The 19,609-nt window shown below is 54.4% G+C and carries 18 protein-coding genes; 12 read left to right on the forward strand and 6 right to left on the reverse strand.

Going from position 1 to position 19,609, the window contains the following annotated elements:
- Positions 1–31: 31 nt before the first annotated feature.
- Positions 32–1,330 carry an aspartate aminotransferase family protein gene (locus KP014_RS05440; RefSeq protein WP_036597252.1) on the forward strand — a complete coding sequence of 433 codons (1,299 nt, stop codon included), beginning with the start codon at positions 32–34 and terminating at the stop codon, positions 1,328–1,330.
- Positions 1,331–1,370: 40 nt separating this feature from the next.
- The gene (locus KP014_RS05445; RefSeq protein ID WP_036597253.1) at positions 1,371–2,255 is read left to right on the forward strand and encodes a UbiA-like polyprenyltransferase; all 885 of its coding nucleotides are present in this window, start codon (positions 1,371–1,373) and stop codon (positions 2,253–2,255) included.
- Positions 2,256–2,353: 98 nt separating this feature from the next.
- Here KP014_RS05445 and KP014_RS05450 read toward each other — a convergent pair whose 3' ends face one another.
- The 4 genes from KP014_RS05450 to KP014_RS05465 all read right to left on the reverse strand — a co-directional run bounded on the left by KP014_RS05450 (position 2,354) and on the right by KP014_RS05465 (position 6,868).
- Positions 2,354–3,334 (reverse strand): polyprenyl synthetase family protein, encoded by a 981-nt coding sequence (locus KP014_RS05450; RefSeq protein ID WP_090834726.1) that lies wholly within the window; start codon positions 3,332–3,334, stop codon positions 2,354–2,356.
- A complete protein-coding gene (locus tag KP014_RS05455) occupies positions 3,331–3,801 on the reverse strand; it encodes a hypothetical protein (protein WP_036596027.1) in 471 nt (156 codons plus the stop codon). The genes KP014_RS05450 and KP014_RS05455 overlap by 4 nt, the downstream gene beginning before the upstream one ends.
- Before the next feature lie 231 nt (positions 3,802–4,032).
- Complete coding sequence (locus KP014_RS05460; protein ID WP_036596030.1) at positions 4,033–5,913, reverse strand: FAD-dependent oxidoreductase; 1,881 nt, start codon at positions 5,911–5,913, stop codon at positions 4,033–4,035.
- A gap of 46 nt (positions 5,914–5,959) precedes the next feature.
- Positions 5,960–6,868 carry a hypothetical protein gene (locus KP014_RS05465; protein WP_036596032.1) on the reverse strand — a complete coding sequence of 303 codons (909 nt, stop codon included), beginning with the start codon at positions 6,866–6,868 and terminating at the stop codon, positions 5,960–5,962.
- Positions 6,869–7,365: 497 nt separating this feature from the next.
- On the opposite strand from KP014_RS05465, the gene KP014_RS05470 reads away from it, so the two are divergent.
- The 7 genes from KP014_RS05470 (at position 7,366) to KP014_RS05500 (ending at position 13,414) form a co-directional block, all read left to right on the forward strand.
- Complete coding sequence (locus KP014_RS05470; protein ID WP_036596034.1) at positions 7,366–7,644, forward strand: hypothetical protein; 279 nt, start codon at positions 7,366–7,368, stop codon at positions 7,642–7,644.
- A 111-nt stretch (positions 7,645–7,755) separates the two neighbouring features.
- Positions 7,756–9,171, forward strand: a complete 1,416-nt coding sequence (locus KP014_RS05475; RefSeq protein ID WP_036596035.1) for an ATP-binding protein — start codon at positions 7,756–7,758, stop codon at positions 9,169–9,171.
- A gap of 97 nt (positions 9,172–9,268) precedes the next feature.
- A complete protein-coding gene (locus KP014_RS05480; protein ID WP_051500152.1) occupies positions 9,269–10,543 on the forward strand; it encodes an MFS transporter in 1,275 nt (424 codons plus the stop codon).
- Between the two features lie 50 nt (positions 10,544–10,593).
- Positions 10,594–11,304, forward strand: a complete 711-nt coding sequence (locus KP014_RS05485) for an NAD(P)H-binding protein (protein ID WP_036596037.1) — start codon at positions 10,594–10,596, stop codon at positions 11,302–11,304.
- A 57-nt stretch (positions 11,305–11,361) separates the two neighbouring features.
- On the forward strand, positions 11,362–11,742 hold the full coding sequence (locus tag KP014_RS05490; RefSeq protein ID WP_036596038.1) for a RidA family protein: 381 nt from the start codon (positions 11,362–11,364) through the stop codon (positions 11,740–11,742).
- A gap of 217 nt (positions 11,743–11,959) precedes the next feature.
- Entirely contained in the window at positions 11,960–12,520 is a 561-nt protein-coding gene (locus tag KP014_RS05495) for a TetR/AcrR family transcriptional regulator (RefSeq protein ID WP_216700457.1), read from the forward strand.
- Positions 12,521–12,604: 84 nt separating this feature from the next.
- The gene (locus KP014_RS05500) at positions 12,605–13,414 is read left to right on the forward strand and encodes an alpha/beta hydrolase (protein ID WP_036596043.1); all 810 of its coding nucleotides are present in this window, start codon (positions 12,605–12,607) and stop codon (positions 13,412–13,414) included.
- Between the two features lie 156 nt (positions 13,415–13,570).
- On the opposite strand, the gene KP014_RS05505 is transcribed toward KP014_RS05500, so the two are convergent.
- On the reverse strand, positions 13,571–13,771 hold the full coding sequence (locus tag KP014_RS05505; protein ID WP_139210667.1) for a hypothetical protein: 201 nt from the start codon (positions 13,769–13,771) through the stop codon (positions 13,571–13,573).
- 17 nt (positions 13,772–13,788) lie between these two features.
- Between KP014_RS05505 and KP014_RS05510 the strand changes: the two genes are divergently transcribed.
- Both KP014_RS05510 and KP014_RS05515 read left to right on the forward strand, forming a co-directional pair.
- On the forward strand, positions 13,789–16,875 hold the full coding sequence (locus KP014_RS05510) for a DEAD/DEAH box helicase (protein WP_090834724.1): 3,087 nt from the start codon (positions 13,789–13,791) through the stop codon (positions 16,873–16,875).
- A gap of 44 nt (positions 16,876–16,919) precedes the next feature.
- Entirely contained in the window at positions 16,920–17,699 is a 780-nt protein-coding gene (locus KP014_RS05515) for a hypothetical protein (protein ID WP_090834723.1), read from the forward strand.
- Positions 17,700–17,794: 95 nt separating this feature from the next.
- Here the strand turns inward: KP014_RS05515 and KP014_RS05520 are convergent, their stop codons facing one another.
- Entirely contained in the window at positions 17,795–18,406 is a 612-nt protein-coding gene (locus tag KP014_RS05520; protein ID WP_090834732.1) for a GTP pyrophosphokinase, read from the reverse strand.
- 441 nt (positions 18,407–18,847) lie between these two features.
- On the opposite strand from KP014_RS05520, the gene KP014_RS05525 reads away from it, so the two are divergent.
- Positions 18,848–19,585, forward strand: coding sequence for a zinc ribbon domain-containing protein (locus KP014_RS05525; protein WP_036591112.1), 738 nt, complete (start codon positions 18,848–18,850; stop codon positions 19,583–19,585).
- Positions 19,586–19,609 lie beyond the last annotated feature (24 nt).

The raw sequence follows: 19,609 nt of genomic DNA on the forward strand, positions 1-19,609 counted from the left end.
GGACGCAATTCTCAGAAAAGAGGGACCGGCTGTGAACGAGAACAACATAATTGGAAGAGAGGCCGTCACGGCCAAGCGTAAACAGTACTTCTACCCCTGTACGCAGCATTTTTACCGGAATTCGCCGCAACTTGTCCGCGGGTCGATGCAGTACGTCTACGACGAGACCGGCAAAGAATACACCGATTTCTTCGCCGGGGTGTCGGTGGTTGCCTGCGGCCACTGCAACCCGGCGATTACGGCACGGACGATTCATCAGCTGCAGCAGCTGCAGCATACGACGACCGTGTATCTGACTCAGCCGAACGTCGATTTGGCGGAGCGGCTAGCGGAAGTGCTTCCCGGGAATTTAAGACGCACGTTCTTCGTGAACAGCGGCTCGGAGGCCAACGAAGGAGCGTTGCTGCTGGCAAGGCTCCATACCGGACGCAAAGGATTTATTGCGCTGGAGAGTGGGCTGCATGGGCGGACCAATCTGACGATGAGCGTAACGGGGCTGCCCATGTGGCGGACCGATAAATATCTGGACGAGGATGTAACCTTTATCCGGCGTCCCTACGACCCGGATTTGAAGCCGGAACAGGCGGCGGAGCGTTCATTGGAGGACCTTAAGAGGGTACTAGAGGTGAAGGGGGAGACGATTGCCGCCATGATCACCGAGCCGATTCAGGGCAACGGCGGAATGATTATGCCGGAGCCCTCGTACTTCCGCTCGGTGAAGTCGCTGCTGGAGCAGTATGGCGTCCTGCTGATTGCGGATGAAATCCAGACCGGCTTCGGTCGGACGGGCAAGATGTTCGCTATGGAGCATTTCGGCGTCGTGCCGGATATCATCACGATGGCCAAGGCGCTCGGCAACGGCGTGCCGGTGGCCGCTTTTGCGGCAGCGGACGAAATTGCACGTTCGCTGAATACGCCGTCCGCTTCCACCTTCGGCGGGAATCCGGTGTCGGCGGCCACAGCGCTTGCCGTGCTGGATTACATCGAGTCGGAGCGGCTTCCCGAGAGGGCGCAGCAGTTGGGCGCAAGACTGAAGGAAGGGCTTCAGGATCTTCAGAGACGCTATCCGGAGCGGATCGCCGATGTAAGAGGAACCGGACTTATGCTGGGCATGGAACTGCGCGGCGGCGATGCGGCGGATGCCGCGGCCTTTACGGATGATGTGCTGGAGGAAATGAAAGACCGGGGATATTTGATCGGGAAAAACGGGGTGGGACGAAATGTCTTGGCCTTTCAACCCCCGCTTATTATTAGTGAACAAGATATCGACGGTATGCTGGGGGCGCTCGCCCATATTCTCGCAGGTGCGGCGTCGCCGCCGGGAATGTAGCATAAGGCGAGGCGACAAGAGAAGAATGGGGAAGTAACCAATGGTCATTATTAACGCCTGCAAAATCGCGGTGCATAAACTTAAAATGTTCAGCGAGCTGGTCATGTTCTCGCATACGCTGTTCTCGCTGCCCTTTGCCGTTATATCTATGGTGTGGGCGGCTGGCGGCTGGCCCTCGAGCCATATTATGCTGTGGGGGCTGATCGCCCTTATCGGCGCGCGCAACGGCGCCAATGCCTTCAACCGACTCGTTGACCGTACCTTTGACGGCCAGAATCCGCGGACGGCGCACCGGCATCTGCCTCAGCAGCTGCTGGCCGAGAAGGAAGTCGCCGCATTCATCGTCGTCAACTATATGATTTTCATTGCCGCTTCGGGCATGCTGAATCTGCTGTGCCTGATCCTCTCGCCGGTGGCGATTGTGCTGGTCTCATCTTACTCTTATACTAAACGGTTCACCTATCTCAGCCATCTGTACCTTGGATTCGTCATCGCTTCGGCTCCGATCGGCGCGTGGTTTGCGGTAACCGGACAAATAGCGTTTACGCCTTTTGTCATCGGCACGGTCGTCATGCTGTGGATCGCCGGCTTCGATATTATATACGGCACCCAGGATATCGAATTCGACCGCCGCATCGGGCTGTGGTCCATTCCCAGTTATTTCGGGCTTCAGAACGCACTGCGCATTGCCGGAGCGCTGCATTTTATCATGATAATGCTGCTGCTGTTTCTATACCTGTGGCGCGGTCTCGGCTGGATGTATCTTGCCGGCATCGGTATAGCGACCTTGCTTCTGATGACGGAGCATAAAATCATCAAGCCTTCGAACCGGCAGCTGATGAAGGTGGCCTCCTACAATCTGAATCAGGTGATCAGCATGGTCATTTTGGTTTGTTCGCTGGTTGATTATTTTTACGTTAGCTAAATGATTGGACTATATATAACGGAAAACAGCCGCCCTCTCCTATTAACTGGAGAGGGCGGCTGTTTTACATTCAGCGGCTTCTATGAGGCTAGGCTTTTTCAGCGGTCTCTTCCCGCAAAGTATGCTATCAGCGTTTTGAGATCGGCATGCGCCGGGTAGGAGGACAGCTGCTCCGCGATGGCGGCCGCCTGTTCCAGATAACGGCGGCTCGTTTCTTCCGTACGGGCGAGCGCATCGCTGCCGGAGATTGCCGCCAGAGCATCCCGGGCATCGGCTTCGGAGGAATGGGGGCCGATGCGGCGGATATGGGCCGCGATCCTGGGGTTCTGCAGCGCGTAGATTACGGGCAGGGTGACCTGGCCGTGGCGGAGATCGCTGCCGGCAGGCTTGCCGAGCGTCTCTGACGATTGGGTGAAGTCCAGCAGATCGTCCTGTATCTGAAAGGCGATGCCGAGCGCCTCGCCGAACGCGTATAATGTGGAGGCCGTCTCCTCCGTGCATTCGGCCGACAGCGCTCCCACACGAAGGCAGGTCGCCATCAGAAGAGCCGTTTTGTTGAGCGATTTCTCCAGATATTCATCCATAGTAATATCGTAATCGTAAGCGTGCTCCATCTGCTGATATTCCCCGATGCACAGCTGGGCGGTGGCGACAGCCGACAGATCATGCACATAACGGTTTTTATTCTTTGCCTGCTTGCTTAGCAGTTCGATCACCCGTGCCGACATGTAATTGCCGACATGGACGGCGGAGAGGACTCCCGTCTTGGTATGCAGGGCGGGACTGCCGCGCCGCAGCTTGGCGTCGTCGATGATATCGTCATGAACGAGCGAGGCGGCATGGATGAACTCGGCCGCTGCGGCGAGCTGAAGCGTACGGCGGCTGGTTCTCTTCCGGCCGAACCGGCTTCCGACAATCACCATAAGCGGGCGAAGCCGTTTACCGCCGGAGGCGATAAGCTCGAGGACGCTTGTCGCCAGCGGAGAGCCGCTCGGGACATCCTTGTCGCTCGTTACCAGGCGTTCAATTTCACGGTTAACTTCTGCAATGTCGATATTCAAGGCTTCGTGAAGCTTCATGTTGGTGCTATCCCACCTGTTCTAACACTTTTCCGATTTGCCGTTTTTTTAAATTCTGCATTCAGGAACTGTCCGATTTGAGCTATGAGGTTCTGCTCGGCATAGTCCCCGTTCGACCTTCTGATCTGCTGCTGCTTAATAAAAGGAGCCAGATGGACTACGAGATCCAGTTCACGATACTTTAGGGCGAATTGAAGGTAGAAGCTGTATAAATAATCTCCATCCAGCACATTGCGGATCAAGCCCGGATGATTTGCAGTGCATTCCATATGATACCGGGCTGCCTGGGTAAGAATGATATAAATACCCATCAGATGCAGTTGGCGGCTGTATTCCAGATTGAAGCCTTCCATTACCGAGAGAAGATCTTCGCCTTCCCCGGGAGAGAGAGGAAGCTGAATTCCGGCGATGGGCGACAATTCAGCCTGGAGCAGCCGGATGGTATCCCCAATGAGGTGCCTGTTCACGGGATTCTCTCCTTCTTGTCGGTTTTTCCGGAAGCGGCCAAACGTCCGAATCCTCCCGCAAAACCACTCTTAAATAAGGAGAGTAATGTGCCTGAAGGACACATTACTCCATAAAGTTTGGTTATTAAGCTTGTATGATTACACAGAAAACACATCAATCAATTATATAATGTTTGTAACGAATGGCTATTGTATGATGCCCGGGCAGATGAACCGATGAATTCAGAGCTTTCAGTCGGTATACAAATACCAGCGCCTTACGAACGGAACTTTCTTCCATTGCTTCTTAAGCCAAGGCAGAACATAGTAATCGAGACCGAAGACGCTGCCGGAACCGCCGATGCAGGCGATTGCCGCGGCCACATACCAGAGCATTTCTGTGGCTGCCATTTTGGTTGTCCAGATCATGATGGCCATGCCTATCGTCGCAATTGAAGCGATCGCGGTGAACAGGCCAACGATGAGCATGATACCCAGCACGATTTCGGCGCAGACCATGCCGATTTGGAACCATTTAGCAAGAAAAGTGAAGTTGCCGTCCGGTTTATAGAACAGGAGATCCATGAACCAGTTCGAAATGTTGTAAATGAACTTCGGAACCGGAAGCGCGGAGACCGCTTCTTTGGCGGTATCGACCGCCGAGGCTGCCGATTGCGCATCTACCGTCGTCTTAACCGCGTCCACTGCTTCGCTTGCCGCCGAAGTGGCGTCTTTAAGATACGGGGCTGCCGGAATCAGGAAGATCTTGTTCGGGTCTACCCATATTTTCCTCAGCTTGTCGATGCCCTCGTACAACCACATCCCGCCGAGCAGCATGCGGAGCGGAACGAGCCAGAAGTTAGGCGAACGCTTGGAGAAATATCCGCCAACGAAGCTTCTGCGGTTCTCTACGTGGAAGAATTCGTGCATCATGTAAGTCCATACTTTATTGAAGCCGACGACACCGGATAAATAGTAGATATTGATCATATGCTTAGCGAACATGGCCATAAATCCGGTGAGCATGAACATTTTGTTCGGAAGGCCGACATTGGCTACGCCGTAGCGGCTTCCGATCGATACCATCGTACCATGGAAGGCCGGTTTGTATCCCTTTTTCGATGTTCCGTTAATTTCGGCGACAATGTTGCCGGCAATCAGCGGAGCCGCAAGCTCGGCATTCTCGACCATTTGCGGAACGGGACGCTGTTCGCCTTCGACAATGTAGAAAATGTTGTCGCCGACAACATATACGTTCTTGTGATCTACGCTTTCCAAATGCTCATTGGTCACAATGCGCTTGCGTCCTTGCTGTTGGACATCAAGCTTGCCCACAAGCTCGGAGCCTTCGACGCCGGCAGTCCAGACAATGGTGTTAGCGGCCACGACATTCTTCTCGCCGAGGGCCACGCTGCCTTTGCCCACTTCGGTGATCTTAGCGCCCGTAACGATCTCAACGTTCAGCTTGCGCAAATGCGCCTCAGCTTTGCGGATCAGCTTATCCGGCAGGATCGGCAGGATCTTCGGAGCCATATCGGCAACGACAAGCCGTACTTCTTTCGGATCGATAAAGAACTCTTTGCACAGCTCTTCGCGGTATTCCGCCATTTCGCCTACCAGCTCAACGCCGGTAAAGCCGGCGCCGACAATGACAAAGGTCAGCATGGAACGGCGAACTTCCGGTTTCTTCTCTTTGGCCGCCTGCGTGAACATGTCGCGGATTTGGCGCTTCAGCGCCACGGCGTCATCATAGGACCAGAAAGAGAAGGTGTTCTCTTCAGCGCCGGGAATTCCGAAGAAGGTCGGTTTGCTGCCCGTGCCGATAACGAGATAATCATACTCGTAGACGGCTTTTTCGGACGTTAGCTTCTTGCCTTTGAAGTCAATATCGCTGATCTCGTCAAGGACAACGTCCACCTTGAGGCCGGCAAAAATTTTCTTCAGGTCGATCTTGATCGAATCCTCGGGAGCGCGGTTTGCGGAGACCTCATGCAGCTCTGTCAATAGAGTGTGGTAGGGGTTCCGGTCGATCAGTTTGATTTCGACGTCTTTATTGTTTTTTAATTTCTTTGCGAGTTTTTTGGCTGTGAGTACGCCGCCGTAGCCACCGCCAAGAATCACAATTTTCTTCAAAAGAAACTCACCTCGTTCGTCTGATTAATGCAAGAGGAGCCGTGAATTACTTCGCTCCTTCGAGTGCTTTTTCCGCCAGGGTCCAGTATTCGCCTACGCTGATCGTCACGCCGGAAATGGCATCGGTCTTGCCTTCGGCGTCGAATGCGGGAGCGGCGGTTTGGTTGGCCAGGTAATACTGCTGCGCCTTGATGGCTTCTTCATGCCATTCGGCTTGGGCTTTAGGATTCTTTTCCTTCATGCCGTACTTGCCGTCTTGGGAAAATTGCTGCTTGTCATTGCCGTCTTTGTCGACGCCGCTGAATTTGGCAGCTACGATATTGCCGTTGGCAATGGACAGGTCAACCGTCGGAGCCCAGCCGGAATTGGCGTCCATTTCGCCTTGGACATGGTATCCGCCGTCTTTGTAAGCTCCAGGTTGAGCCGGGCCTGCGGCCAGAGCGGCTTGAGCTGCTTGAACCAGGTCATTAACGTGTACCGATACGCCGGAAATCGCGTCGGTATGGCCTTCGGCATCAAATGTAATGGCGGCAGGGTCCTGCTTCTCGATCAGAAACGCTTCTGCTTTGGCGGCCTGTTCGTGCCATTCGGCTTGTGCGCCGCCTTTGGATACGAGACCGTATTTGCCGTCTTCGGAGACCTTTTTCTTCAGATCGCCGGCGTTGTTGACGTTGAATGCGTTCCAGTCAACTTTGGTAATCTTGCCGCCTTCAACGGTCAGAATTGCGTAAGTTTGCCAGCCGGTTTTTTCGTCGACAGGAACAGTGCCGTAGTAAACGCCATCCTGGTATTTGGCCGCATCTGTTGACGGAGCCGCGCTGCTTGCAGCCGAAGGAGCTGTAGATTCGGCAGGGGCGGTACTGGCGGCTGGAGCGCTGTTGTTGCTATCGCCGCAGCCTGCGGCAAGCAAGCCGAGGAGCAGGGCGCTGGATATTACTACTGCAGTTTTTCTCATGTTGGTATGACCTCCAAGAAAATTTAAAATATATATATTAAAATGTAAAACATTGAAACAACAAAAAAATGTGATGAATATCACTATGTAAATGATCTTTGTCACTGAGGAGTTAGGGCCTTAGGCTTATTAATCTTATCGGTGTAGGATCGATTAAAACTAATAGATAAAATTTAATTGTTCTGAATGATTACCGAAGAAATGTTAGCATAATTCTTCCAATATAATTGTGAAAACAATCACTTTGTAAGATAACGCTTCGTTTATAGGTCGATTATATCGAAGTTTTGAATAAATTGATAGATTAATCAACCAAATAATAAAAAAATATGTGACAAAATCCGACCCGATTCGTTTCGGCCAAAAATGAAGAAGATTCATCCTAAAAACCGAGAAGATTCATCCTAAATATGGAAGGGTAATTTTACTGTAGAAAAGCCATGGTCCCTGAATTTTATCTAGTATGAAATAACTGCTATTAAAGGAAGGCGATGTCTATGTATAAGTCCCATGTGATTGCCGGGAGGATTATCGAGATCCGCAATGACCGCGTGCTTACCCAGCAGGGAGACACCACTTGTACTTATCACTTCAGGTATTACATGCTGCCGGATGAAGAGACATGGACAGAAACGCGAAGTATCTCCCGGGGCACTCCCGAAACGCCGCAGGAGCCTATTAGTCCTAAGCAGCATCGCTTCTTGGGGCTCGGTGGACGCTGGCATATAGCCTGGCCCCGTTTTCTCCATATGAAAAAGAGCGCAAATCGGATCTGATTTGCGCTTTTCTTCCGTTCAGGCGGGAGAGCGCCAAAATGATTAAAATTAATTATTTAATATGCTAATATAATATTGATAGATCATTTGGCGTTTTTTGGGAGTGAATGCATGGAGTATATAAAAATATTTTTCGTTAATACGGCGCTGCTGATAACTTTGGCTTATCTGGCCAATCTGCTGTTCAAGCACACCATTTCCCGTGTTCCTGAACGGACCAAGCAGGTAATCTGGATTATAATGGCTATCTTTGCAGGCTGGCTCAGCTCTTTCTTCGGTTACAGGCTGGATGAGCAGGTTATTTTCGATTTGCGCTATGTTCCGCTAATTATCTCCGCTATAGCTTACCCGCAGCCTTTACTTCTGATTTTGATCGGGGTGGGGACTGGCGTAATGCGTTTTACCTTCGGAATTAATATGGCTGCGGCTGCAGGAATGCTCAATCTCTCGATTCTGGGTTTCATTTGCGCTGCCATTTCCCCCTGGATTCGCCGTTCGTCCATGTCCATGACTACCAAGGGCCTGATTATTATTCTGGTAGTCAACTTCTTCAATGCGGTCAACATCATTCTATTCGGAGTCATCCCCTTATATGAATATATTTCAAAGATTATGCCGATCACTTTCCCGGCGGGTATGGCACTTAGTGTTCTGTTTGCGCTGATTGCCCGTGATTTTCATCTGGAGCATGAGCGAATGCGGCAGATCGAACAGGCCAATGCGCTGCTCTCCGAACAAACGGAGGAACTTTACAAGAATAGAATCGTTCTGGAAGAACGGGCGAAGCAGCTGATGCTGGCATCCCAGTATAAATCGGAATTTTTGGCCAATATGTCGCATGAGCTGCGCACTCCCTTAAATGGCATTCTCAATCTGTCCGAGCTTATTGCTGAGAGCGACGATTCGACCGATAGAGAGGAGATTCAGACTTACGGAAGCCTTATTCACCGCTCCGGCGAGGAACTGCTACTGCTGATCAATGATGTCCTGGATTTGTCCAAAGTGGAAGCCGGCAAGCTGGAAATCGTTCATGAAGAAGTCAATATCAGCGAGCTTCCCATGCTGCTCTACCAGCAGTTCGATGTGATCGCCAAGCAGAGAGGATTGGATTTTACCGTTAAGCTGGAAGAAGGCCTGCCGGAGACGCTGGTCTCCGATCCGCAGCGGATGCAGCAAATTCTGCGCAATCTTCTCTCGAATGCGTTCAAGTTCACCCATAAGGGCGGCGTTTCGCTGACGGTCCGGCAGGAGAAGCGGCGGCAGGGGGCGCTTGAAACATCATGGATCGAGTGGGCGGTGTCGGACAGCGGCATCGGCATCCCGAAAGACAAACAGCTAACGATTTTCGAGGCGTTTCAGCAGGCGGACGGGACGATCAGCAGGCAGTACGGAGGAACCGGACTGGGCTTGTCCATCAGCCGGGATCTGGCCCGGCTTCTCGGCGGGGTTATTACGCTGCAGAGCCAGGAGGGACAGGGCAGCACGTTCTCTCTGTACCTCCCGGCAACCCTAGAAGACAAGGCATAAAAATTCCAATTATATTTGTAACTCTGACGTATTGACGCTGGGGCGGCGCGGAGTAAAATGAAGCACAAAGCCGTGCCAAAGGAGTGTTTATACTGCCATGCAGATCATGAGAAACCGCCCCGAAGCCTATTCCCGGAAAAGAGGCCGCAAATTTTCGACATCCCGCAGGAACCTGCATATGGCCACATGGGAAGGCGTGCCTGCGACTATTTTTCAGGTGCTGCTTCAGGGGCCGTTTCTGACCGGATTTCTGCTGTATCTGGGCGCCTCTTCCGGACAAATCGGTTTTGTGATAGCGCTTACCACGCTGGTGAATGTCGCGCAGGTCGGGGTGGCTTTTCTGATTCAGAGGCTGCCGAGCCGCAAGTGGGCACTGGTTACCTTTGTCGGTCTTCACCGGCTGCTGTGGTCATCCACCGGACTTGTCCCGTTTCTTTTTCCCCGTCCACTTTGGGTGACCGCTTTCATTACGCTGTACGCTCTTGCCTTTACAGCGAATACCGCCGGAGCAGTGCTGTGGAGTTCGGTAATCAGCGATCTGGTTCCGCCGCGCGTGCGGGGGCGCTACTTTGGTATCCGCAACACGCTGCTGAACGCTTTGGGAAGCCTTGTCCTGTATGGGGGCGGCGTTGTTCTGGACCACTACCCGGGCGGGCAGGGATTTCTGATCTTGTATATTGTGGTATGGATATTTTCCACGGCCAATATTGTCGTATTTTTCTTCTATCCCGATGTGCCTTTTGAGAAATCAGACGAAAGAAAGTTTGTGCCGATGTTTAAGAAACCCCTTCACGATGGACTGTTTATGAAATCGACGTTGTTTCTTTCGCTCTGGCTGCTGCTGCAAAATGTGACCGTACCGCTGTATTCCTATGTCATGCTGCAGCTGCTGCACATCAATTACCAAACGCTGTCGCTTCTTAACGTGTTCCAGACCTTGTTCATGATGGCGAGCTTCTATTTCTGGGGCAATCTGAACGCGAAGTACAGCAACAAGCTCCTTCTCTTCTGGACACTGCCCATCATCGCGGTCTCATCGCTGCTGTGGGGGCTGCTGTCTGTTTTTCCGGCGCTTCTGGTGCTGGTGGCCGTGCATATTGTGTTCGGAGTGGGAGTAGGCGGATTTAACCAGCTGGCGTTCAATTTCATCATTGGGGATACGCCGAAAAAAGAGCGCCCGATGTATATGGCGATGTATGCGGCGCTTACGGGACTCGCGTCGTTCTTCGGTCCGCTGGTCGGCGGTAAAGTATACGAGTGGATCGAAGAGTGGCCGCACTGGGTTCAGGTATACGGGATGCAGCTTATCATTGGAGGGCTGATGATCGTTCTGATCATGCTGCTGGGGCGCCGTATATTGAAGGATGTCTAGACCTTGCGCGGGGTAATTCCCGGTCTAAAATTTATTGAAGGAGAATATCCATGGACAAAAAGGCAGTGGTGCTTGGCGCCACCGGGCTTGTGGGAAAGGCGGTGACGGAGGAGCTTTTGCGCGGAGCTTGGAAAGAAGTGAGGGCGCTTGTGCGCAGACCGCTTGATATCCGTCATGAAAGGCTGAAGCAGCATGTGATCGATTGGAAGCAGCTGGAGCGGTACGGCGGGTTGTTTGAAGGAACGGACGCCGTGTTCTGCTGCCTCGGGACGACAATTAAACAGGCCGGATCACAGAAGAATTTCGAGCGTGTCGATCTGGAATATCCTGTGCAGGCCGCGGAGCTTGCCCGGGAAGCCGGAGTAAGTCAATTCTTAGCGGTATCCTCCATGGGGGCCAATCCGCATTCGCGCAATTTTTACAGCCGGACCAAAGGCCGGATGGAAGAGGGCTTAAGCCGCGCGGGCTTTCCGGGGCTGCATCTGTTCCGCCCGTCTCTCCTGCTGGGAGAGAGGGAGGAGTACAGGCGGGGAGAGCGCATTGCAGCGATGCTCATGACGAAGCTGGAATTCTTGCTTGCCGGCAAAGCCGCAAAATACCGCGCCATCAAGGGAGAGGCCGTTGCGCGGGCCATGGTCCATATTGCGGCGGCTGATCCGAAGGGGATGCATATCTACCCGAATGACGTCATCCAAGTGCTTGGAAGGGACTTTGCTGCGGATTCCGAACAGGTCCGGGGCGATACGGAATGTTTGCAATAAAGAGAGAGAAGGCTTTAAAATGAGGACGTAAATAGATGAATGGGAGGAAATTGAGATATGAGCAAAAAGCAGGTAGCTACGTCTAAAGCGCCGGGGGCCATCGGTCCGTACAGCCAGGCCATTACCGCCGGAAATTGGGTATACACCTCCGGCCAACTGGGACTGGACCCGGTTACGGGCGAACTGGCGGGAGATGTACAGGCCCAGGCGCGCCAGTCGCTGGCGAACGTACAGGCCATTCTGGAAGAGGCGGGAGCTTCCCTGGACCTCGTTGTGAAGACGACGGTATTCTTGAAGGATATGAATGATTTTGCGGCTGTGAACGAGGTGTACAGCTCTTTCTTTAAGGAGCCGTATCCGGCGCGCAGCGCGGTTGAGGTCGCCCGTCTGCCCAAAGACGGACTCGTGGAGATTGAAGTGGTGGCGCGCAGAAAATAACTGCGGACGCTTATTGCTGTATTGAGATCCGGAATCCAGCCTTATAGGGGGACCGGATTCGCATAGACCCTTTCCCGGGACGACTGCAGGCAATGTGCAGGATAGCGGGAAAGGTTTTTTTAAAAAAGAGAATTTCGGCTGTTGACATTCTACCTACTAGTAGGTATACTGAGTTCAAGAGGTGAAGGACATGAACCGATCCGATCATATAATAAACGTGGCAAACCGCCTGATATTGGAGAAAGGTTACAGTGCTTTCAGCTATGCGGATGTAGCTGCTGAGATCGGTATCCAGAAGGCGAGCATTCACTACCACTTCCCCTCCAAAGCCAATCTGGTGCAAAATGTGGTGGGCAGATACCGGCAGGAAGTTCGGGCAAATCTGTCGAAGCTCGATTCTCTGACCAATGATCCGCGGGAGAAGCTTGAACAGTACTTGTCTTATTGGGAGGCGTCTTTGCGGAGCAAGGCTACAGATATTTGCCTTTGTGCGCAGCTTGCCTCCGAGATTCCGATTCTGCCCGAAGAGGTTACCCGCGAGATTCGGGGTCATTTCCGGGATATAACGGATTGGCTGGCACGGCTGCTGCGAGATGCGGCTGCGGAGAACCGGTTTGCCGGCGGGGAAGCTCCCATTGAGGAAACCGCTCATTCCATTCTGGCTTGTGTGCACGGTGGGCTGCTGGCTTCAAGGGCATTTAACGATGCACGGCAGTTCAGTATGGTGAAGAATCGCCTGGTGCCATTGATTACACCGGAGACAGCGATAGCGAAATAATCCGCAAGAAGAGAGACAAATTTTTTTCCGGTTGACCTACCTACTAGTAGGTAACTAATAAACAAATCAAAGGAGAAGATTACAATGAAAAAACCGACGATCGTATTTATTCACGGAGCCTTTGTCACACCGGCAAGCTTTGAACCGTTAATGGGGTATTTCAAAGCCAGAGGCTTTGAGGTATTGGCGCCGGCCTGGCCTTTCCACGGTCAATCTGTGGCTGAACTGCGAAACCATCCCGAAGCCGGTCTCGGCAAGCTGGGTCTGGATGACCTGACGAATTACTTTGCCGGCATCATCAAGGCGCTGCCGGAGAAGCCGATTATTATCGGTCATTCCTTCGGCGGACTGCTGACGCAGCTGATGATGGACCGCGGGCTGGGGCTGGCGGGAATCGCCATTAATTCCGGGGGCGCCAAAGGAGTGGTCTCGGCAGCTTATCCGACCACGGCGCGTTCCATCTTCGGCATTCTGTCCAAGCCTTGGCGTAAGACCTTCATGATGTCTCTCAAGGAGTTTCAGTACGCCTTTGTCAATACGCTGGGCAAAGCCGAGCAGGAGCGGGCTTACCGGGAGCATGTGGTGCCGGAGACGACGCGAATCTTTTTTCAGGGAGCAGCCGCCCCGTTCGCTTCGAACAGCCCGTTCAAAGTGAACTTTAACAATGGCAGCCGCGGACCGCTGCTGATGATTGCCGGAGAAGTTGACCGGATCGTTCCCGCCAGCTTGGTTCGTAAGAATTACAGTCTCTACAATCAGAAGTCCGGAGCCGTAACGGATTACAAGGAATTCCCCGGCCGCAGCCACTGGATTATCGCACAGCCGGGCTGGGAAGAGGTGGCGGACTTCATCGACCATTGGCTGAAGGAACAACTGCCTGCTGAGGTCGGATGAAATTTTCAAGCAAGTCGGCGCCAAGAACAGGGTGAATCCACCTAAGCGCCGACTTTTCTTTTGCGTACTGATAAATTAATATAATTGCTCCGGCCGGGCTATCTGACCCAGAAGTCACGGAAATGAAGAGCGGCAGGCCTCCATATTTGTCGAAAGTTAGGTAGGCGGTGCAAATTCGGGATCGTAAATATGCAGAAATATTTTTAAATCACGGCTTTTTCGTATAAGATGGAGATAAAACCTTTTTTGGAAATTCAGGTGTTCTGCCACCGGCAGAGATAGACCAGCTTGATTTTCCTCGCTGAAACGGCTGCCGCTAGCGACCTGGGGACGGGCTGCCCGTTTTGGCTTGTTCAAAAAGACAGGAGATCACGATGACTAAGCATCTGTATGCAATGTGGTTAGGGGATGTTTTATTTTGCTTCTCCGGTGAGACTTCGGAACCCAAAGTAGATGCATGGACTCGCGTGGTCAAGCGGCTGGAGCTTGACGGGCATCGTCCTTTCGCGGGCGCGGCGCTTCGTTTGGCGGAAGTAAAATATCCCGTGGCCAGAAATGAAGGCAGGGCGGCGCGGCGTCCGCTTGCCGGGAGAATGCTTGAGGGACTTGCCCTTTCTCCGAAGGATGCGTTTGAGCTGCTGCTGTCCTGGGACGAAGCGCTCTGCGAACGGCAGGGCATTGAGCCCGGGGGAGAGATGGGCTACTGGGCGGCTGCGGCCCGCTTTGCGCTTGAGCTGATCGCCACGGGAGGAATCGCTCCGGGCGCCGTGTCTCCGCGGCCGGCCGGCTCGCGGCGGCGCGGCGGAGAACTGGCGGCGGAGACCTGCTGGGTTCCCGTCTGCAGGGAGCCCGGTCAGCGGGAAGCTTTCCTGCGGTTCTCCGCCTCGATGCCGGTGCTGGCGCTTGGTTCATCGGCCTTGCAGGGAGGTGAACCGGCTTCCCGGGAGGAAGCCGGAGCAGCCGTGCTGTACTCCTTCCTTCAGGCTGTGATCAACGCGGAGGTCAAAGGGGTTGTGGCCGGAATGGAGCAGGAGCTCCTCCCGTTCAAGGCCAACTACCGCCGGGGGCGGTCGCCTTTGACCGAGCTGTGGTGGAACAGCCTGCTTACGGGCAGCCGCGACATCCCCGTTCAAGGTACGCCCGCCGAGGTAACGGAGCTGCTGGCGGAGGTGAACGCGGCGGCGGACAGCGATATTCCGCACTTCGGAGCAGCGGAGGAGCAGAGCGGACAGCTTGGCCTTGGACTTAGGCTGGAGCCGCCGGGAGAAGACGGTGAGATCTGGCGGTTGTCCTTTTGGGCAGAGGGACGGGAAGAGAGCGGATTCTGGCTTCCCGCAGCCTCTGTCTGGAGCAGCGGTGAACGAGAATTTATGCTTTGGGGCAAACGCTATAAGGGAATTCAGGAACAGCTGCTGGCGGCGCTGGGGCGGGCGGCGGAATTGTCGCCGGATATTTCGCGGGCGCTCGAATTCCCCGCTCCGACCGGCGTGGATCTTGAGCCGGAACGGCTGTATTATTTCCTGAAGGAGACCGTGCAGGAGCTGACCAATCGGGGAATTACCGTCCAGCTTCCGTCGCGCTGGAGCAAAGAGGGGCGCCGCCGCATCGGCATGAGACTGAAAATGCAGCTGCCGGAGATGCCAAGCGATACCCAACCGCTTGCGCTCGGCATGGAGACGCTGGTTTCCTTCAGGATCGAGGCGTCGCTTGGCGACAGTTCCGTCAGCGCGGAGGAACTGGGAGCGCTGCTGGCTGCCGGAGTGCCGTTCATTAAGTTCCGCGGAGAATGGATTGAAGTGGACCCGAAGGAAATCCGCCAGGTGCTCCGGTACATGAAACGCCATGAGAACGGAGAAATGTCCGCATCCGACTGGATGCGTCTTGAAGCGGAAGCAGGGGAAGAGCGGCTGTGGAAGGGAATGCCCGTTACGGGCATGGAAACCGTTGGTCTGCTCGCCTCGCTGATGCGCGGAGACGCCGTGCGGAGTCTGCCCGCGCGTCCGGTCCCTCCGGAGCTGCAGGGGACGCTGCGTCCATATCAGGAGCGCGGCTATCAATGGCTGAGCGCTATGAGCGAGTTGGGCTTTGGCGTCTGTCTCGCTGACGACATGGGTCTCGGGAAGACGGTTCAGGTGATTGCCTGTCTGCTGGGCCGTGAGACGGCAGCCGGCGGAGAAGCCGCAGCCGGCCGGAATCCGGTGCTTATTTTGTGTCCGACCTCGCTGCTTGGCAACTGGCAGCGGGAGCTGCTGCGCTTCTCGCCTTCGCTCAGCGTCTATATTCATCATGGAAGCCGCAGATTGCGGGGTGAAGCCTTCCGGGAACAGGCCGTAGGGCATGATATCGTGCTTACCACTTACCATTTGGCCGGCAGGGACAGCGAGGACCTTGCCTCGGTGCCATGGTCAACCGTTGTGCTAGACGAGGCCCAATACATCAAAAATTACCGAACCAAGCAGGCGCAGAGCGTCATGCGGCTCGCCGCTCCCCATCGGATCGCTATGACCGGGACGCCGGTGGAGAACAGGCTCGGAGAGCTTTGGTCAATTTTTCATTTTCTGAACCCGGGCTATCTCGGCACCTATCACTCCTTCCGCGAGCGTTACGGGAGCGGCGAAGGGGCGGAGCGGCTGCGGGAGCTGCACCGGCTTGTATCGCCTTTTCTGCTGCGGAGATTGAAGAGCGACCCCGATATTTCCAAGGATCTTCCGGAGAAGCTCGAGCTGAAGAACTACTGCACGCTGACGGAGCACCAGGCGCTGCTGTATCAGAGCGTTGTGAACGATATGCTGGATACTCTCGGAGGAAGCTCCGGCATGGCGCGGCGGGGGCTGGTTCTGTCTTCGCTGACGAAGCTGAAGCAAATCTGCGATCATCCGCAGCTCTTCCGCAAGGAGGAAGGCCGTCAGGGCCGAAACGAGCAGTCCGGTAAAATGGAGGCTATGTTCGAGGTGCTGGACAGCATCGCGGAGCTTGGGGAGTCGGCGCTCATTTTTACCCAGTATGTGTCGATGGGCGAGCTGCTGGTGAACAGACTGGCCAAGCGCTACGGTAAAATGCCGCTGTTTCTGCACGGTGGCGTTTCAAAAAGGGATCGCGACGAGATGGTCCGCTCTTTTCAGGAAGGGGAGGGAACGGCGTTCTTCGTCCTCTCGCTAAAAGCGGGCGGAGTGGGGCTGAACCTGACAAGGGCCAATCATGTCGTGCATTACGATCGCTGGTGGAACCCCGCAGTGGAGAATCAGGCGACGGACCGCGCTTTCCGGATTGGGCAGCATAAGAATGTTCAGGTCCACAAGCTGATCTGCCAAGGGACACTGGAGGAGCGGATCGACGAACTCATCGAACGGAAAAAGAATCTGTCCGAGCAGGTCGTCGGTTCCGGAGAGAACTGGCTCACCGAAATGTCCGATCACGAGTTGAAGGAACTGATTGAGCTGCAAAACCAGGATTGGATGTAGCGATCCGCAAATAAAACGAGGGAAGCAAGCGGTGGAGGGAAGGTATGACGGAGACGATGAACATGCAGATCGAAGCCGCGCCGGGAGTACTCACGGCGGTATGGACACCCGTATCCGGCACGGCCGCCAAGGGTCATGCGAAAGGAGAGGGGGTCATGGACCCACAGCAGGCCTCCCCGAAATTCCGGCATGTCCTGAAGATGGAGGTGTGGCCGCTTTCCCGGCGCAGGGAGGTAGTGGAACGGCTGGCGGAGAGTCCGCATGAATTATACGGACTGCTCAAAGGATGCCTGCCCGCCTGGCTGGCCGAACTTGGGCTGTGGCCGGACGACTCGGAGCTTTCGGACCCTACGGACGCGGATAAAGAGGCCGGAGACAAAGCGGCAATGGCGAAGGTGAGAGAACGGCTCGCGAAGGAGCCGCTGACGGCGCTCGCGCTGCGCGGACTGCCGAAGGGCGAACTGACGGACGCGGTCTTCGCTCTCTGGGCCAGGGACGGCGGCGCCGCATCGGCGGAAGAAACCGGGCCGGTGCCCGCGGCAGCACTGTCTGCAGAGCTGGCAAGGCTGGAGAAGAAGGGCACGGCGGTATCCGCCGGGGAGTGGCTGGCGGAAGCCGCAGCCGAGGGCTCGCTTCACCAGCCGGGTCCCCTGTTTCCGGAAGTCCGGGACCGGCCTGTACCGGTTTCTCCTTCCCTGCCGCCACATGGGGAGGACTGGCAGCCGCTTCTGCCCAATGTGCCCCGTGCGAACGAAGGGCTTGAGCTTATTATGCGGCGGGCGGCAGAGGCTGCGGCCCGCCGGGCGAAAGACTTGGCGAAATGACCAGTCTTAACGGAGTTTGCCGCGCTTCCATAATGAAGCGCGTATGGGTGAAAGAGAAAGGCCCCGCGGCGGATAGAGGATGCCACGGGGCTTCGTTATTTCTGCTCTTTAGTATTCTCAATGCCTTCCGACAGCTCTAGGATCTCCCTGCGCAGACGCAGCATTTTCTTGTCCAGCTCGTCGGCGGCGCGTGCGGCGCTCTTCAGCTCTTCCGCAACATGGGGAGGAAGCTGCTGGTCGAATTTGTAGTAGAGAATATGCTCCATGCTTGCCCAGAAATCCATAGCCAGCGTGCGCAGCTGGATCTCGGCTTTTACCCAGCGGGTTCCTTCCAAGAGAATGAGCGGCACGGCGACAATCACATGCAGGCTCTGATACCCGTTCGGCTTCGGATGGGCGATGTAATCCTTGATTTCAAGCACACGAATATCCTCCCGGCTGCTCAAATGATCGGCCAGCCGGTATATATCTTTGACAAAGGCGCATACAATCCGCATACCGGCGATATCGTGAATATGTTTTTCAATATTTTCGAAGCTGAAGGCGTGGCCTTTGCGTTCCAACTTTTGCAGGATGCTCTTCGGCTCCTTGATCCGGCGCTTGATATGTTCGATCGGACTGTAACCGTCCCGCATTTCCCATTCGGTCTTCAGTGTTTCAATTTTATTCTCCAGCTCATTCAGGGCAAGGCGGTAAAGGGCGGGCATTTTTTTGAATTCGCCAAGCTGTCTGGACAGTTCTTCATTTAGTTCCCAGTGGCCCAAATCCTGAACGTGAACCTGCAGTTGATCTAGCGTCAGCGATCTGCTATTTTGTTCTTTCACGGATACTCTCCCGAATGTACGTATTTATAATCCCCTTTCATTTTAACCGAAGTGAAGGGCTGGAAGCAAAAAATACCATCTGTATCCAATTGGCCTGCTGCCGGATAAATCTAGTTATTTCATTATTATACATAAGGCGACAAATAATGAATCTGACCGTCACATTTGGTATGATAGAGTCATAGTTTCAGGCGGCGCCGCATGCGTCTGCTAATATGACATTTAGTCTTAGTAGAAACGGATACCCTCCTTATGGGCGGTGAAGCCGTTTTTCCGTAAGCGGTGCTTGTGTTTTGGCTCACCCATGAGAAGGAGGAACTATCGATGAATCTGTTGCAGCGCATTAAAGACGGAGCCAACCGGGTTAGCGAAAAAGCGCAGAACTCTGTGGAGATCGGCAAGCTGAACAGCGGGATTTCCGATATTGAACGTGAAATGGAAATGGAATTTATGAAGATGGGCAAGCTCTTTTATGAAGGCTACCGCTCCAGGGATTTAACGCTGGCCGAAGGCAAGATGATTGAGCACTCCCGTTCCTGCCTTAAGCTTCAGGATAAAATCGACGCTCTGCGCTCACGCATCGCCGAACTTAAAAATGAACGGCTCTGCAAATGCGGATATATTGTAGGGCTGGACGCCAACTTCTGCCCGCACTGCGGACACAAGCTGGAACGGACTGCGAAGACTTCGGCCCAGGCTTTCCACGAGGAACCGGAAGCGGCCCTGCCGGATAAACCGGAGGCGGCCCCGGAACAGAGACCGGAGGAGCCTTATGGCTATATGTATATGGAGAGCGAAGAGGAGGAGCTGCCTCTTCCGCTGGAGGAATACGCCGGGAACGTGCAGAACCCGAAGAGTGAAAGCCGAATTGCCGATGAACTGGAGCGGGAGCGGGAAAGGCAGCTTGAGCTCGACCGGCGCATCCGGGATTGGCACTCGAAGGAGCAAGAAGAGGCGGAAGGGGATACCGGTCCGCGAGAGATGGTAAAATGCCAGATTTGCCGGGCGGATCTGCCCAAAGGCTCCATGTGGTGTCCGCGCTGCGGATCAGAACAGATTTAAACTTGCATTCAGCCGGCCTTGGGG

Source organism: Paenibacillus sophorae (genome assembly GCF_018966525.1).
Lineage (GTDB): Bacteria > Bacillota > Bacilli > Paenibacillales > Paenibacillaceae > Paenibacillus_AQ > Paenibacillus_AQ sophorae.

Coding starts and splice junctions, on each gene's coding strand:
- KP014_RS05445 (WP_036597253.1), top strand. CDS start 1,371: ATGGTCATTATTAACGCCTGCAAAATCGCGGTGCATAAACTTAAAATG.
- KP014_RS05450 (WP_090834726.1), bottom strand. CDS start 3,334: ATGAAGCTTCACGAAGCCTTGAATATCGACATTGCAGAAGTTAACCGT.
- KP014_RS05465 (WP_036596032.1), bottom strand. CDS start 6,868: ATGAGAAAAACTGCAGTAGTAATATCCAGCGCCCTGCTCCTCGGCTTG.
- KP014_RS05470 (WP_036596034.1), top strand. CDS start 7,366: ATGTATAAGTCCCATGTGATTGCCGGGAGGATTATCGAGATCCGCAAT.
- KP014_RS05475 (WP_036596035.1), top strand. CDS start 7,756: ATGGAGTATATAAAAATATTTTTCGTTAATACGGCGCTGCTGATAACT.
- KP014_RS05480 (WP_051500152.1), top strand. CDS start 9,269: ATGCAGATCATGAGAAACCGCCCCGAAGCCTATTCCCGGAAAAGAGGC.
- KP014_RS05485 (WP_036596037.1), top strand. CDS start 10,594: ATGGACAAAAAGGCAGTGGTGCTTGGCGCCACCGGGCTTGTGGGAAAG.
- KP014_RS05490 (WP_036596038.1), top strand. CDS start 11,362: ATGAGCAAAAAGCAGGTAGCTACGTCTAAAGCGCCGGGGGCCATCGGT.
- KP014_RS05500 (WP_036596043.1), top strand. CDS start 12,605: ATGAAAAAACCGACGATCGTATTTATTCACGGAGCCTTTGTCACACCG.
- KP014_RS05510 (WP_090834724.1), top strand. CDS start 13,789: ATGACTAAGCATCTGTATGCAATGTGGTTAGGGGATGTTTTATTTTGC.
- KP014_RS05515 (WP_090834723.1), top strand. CDS start 16,920: ATGACGGAGACGATGAACATGCAGATCGAAGCCGCGCCGGGAGTACTC.
- KP014_RS05520 (WP_090834732.1), bottom strand. CDS start 18,406: ATGCCCGCCCTTTACCGCCTTGCCCTGAATGAGCTGGAGAATAAAATT.
- KP014_RS05525 (WP_036591112.1), top strand. CDS start 18,848: ATGAATCTGTTGCAGCGCATTAAAGACGGAGCCAACCGGGTTAGCGAA.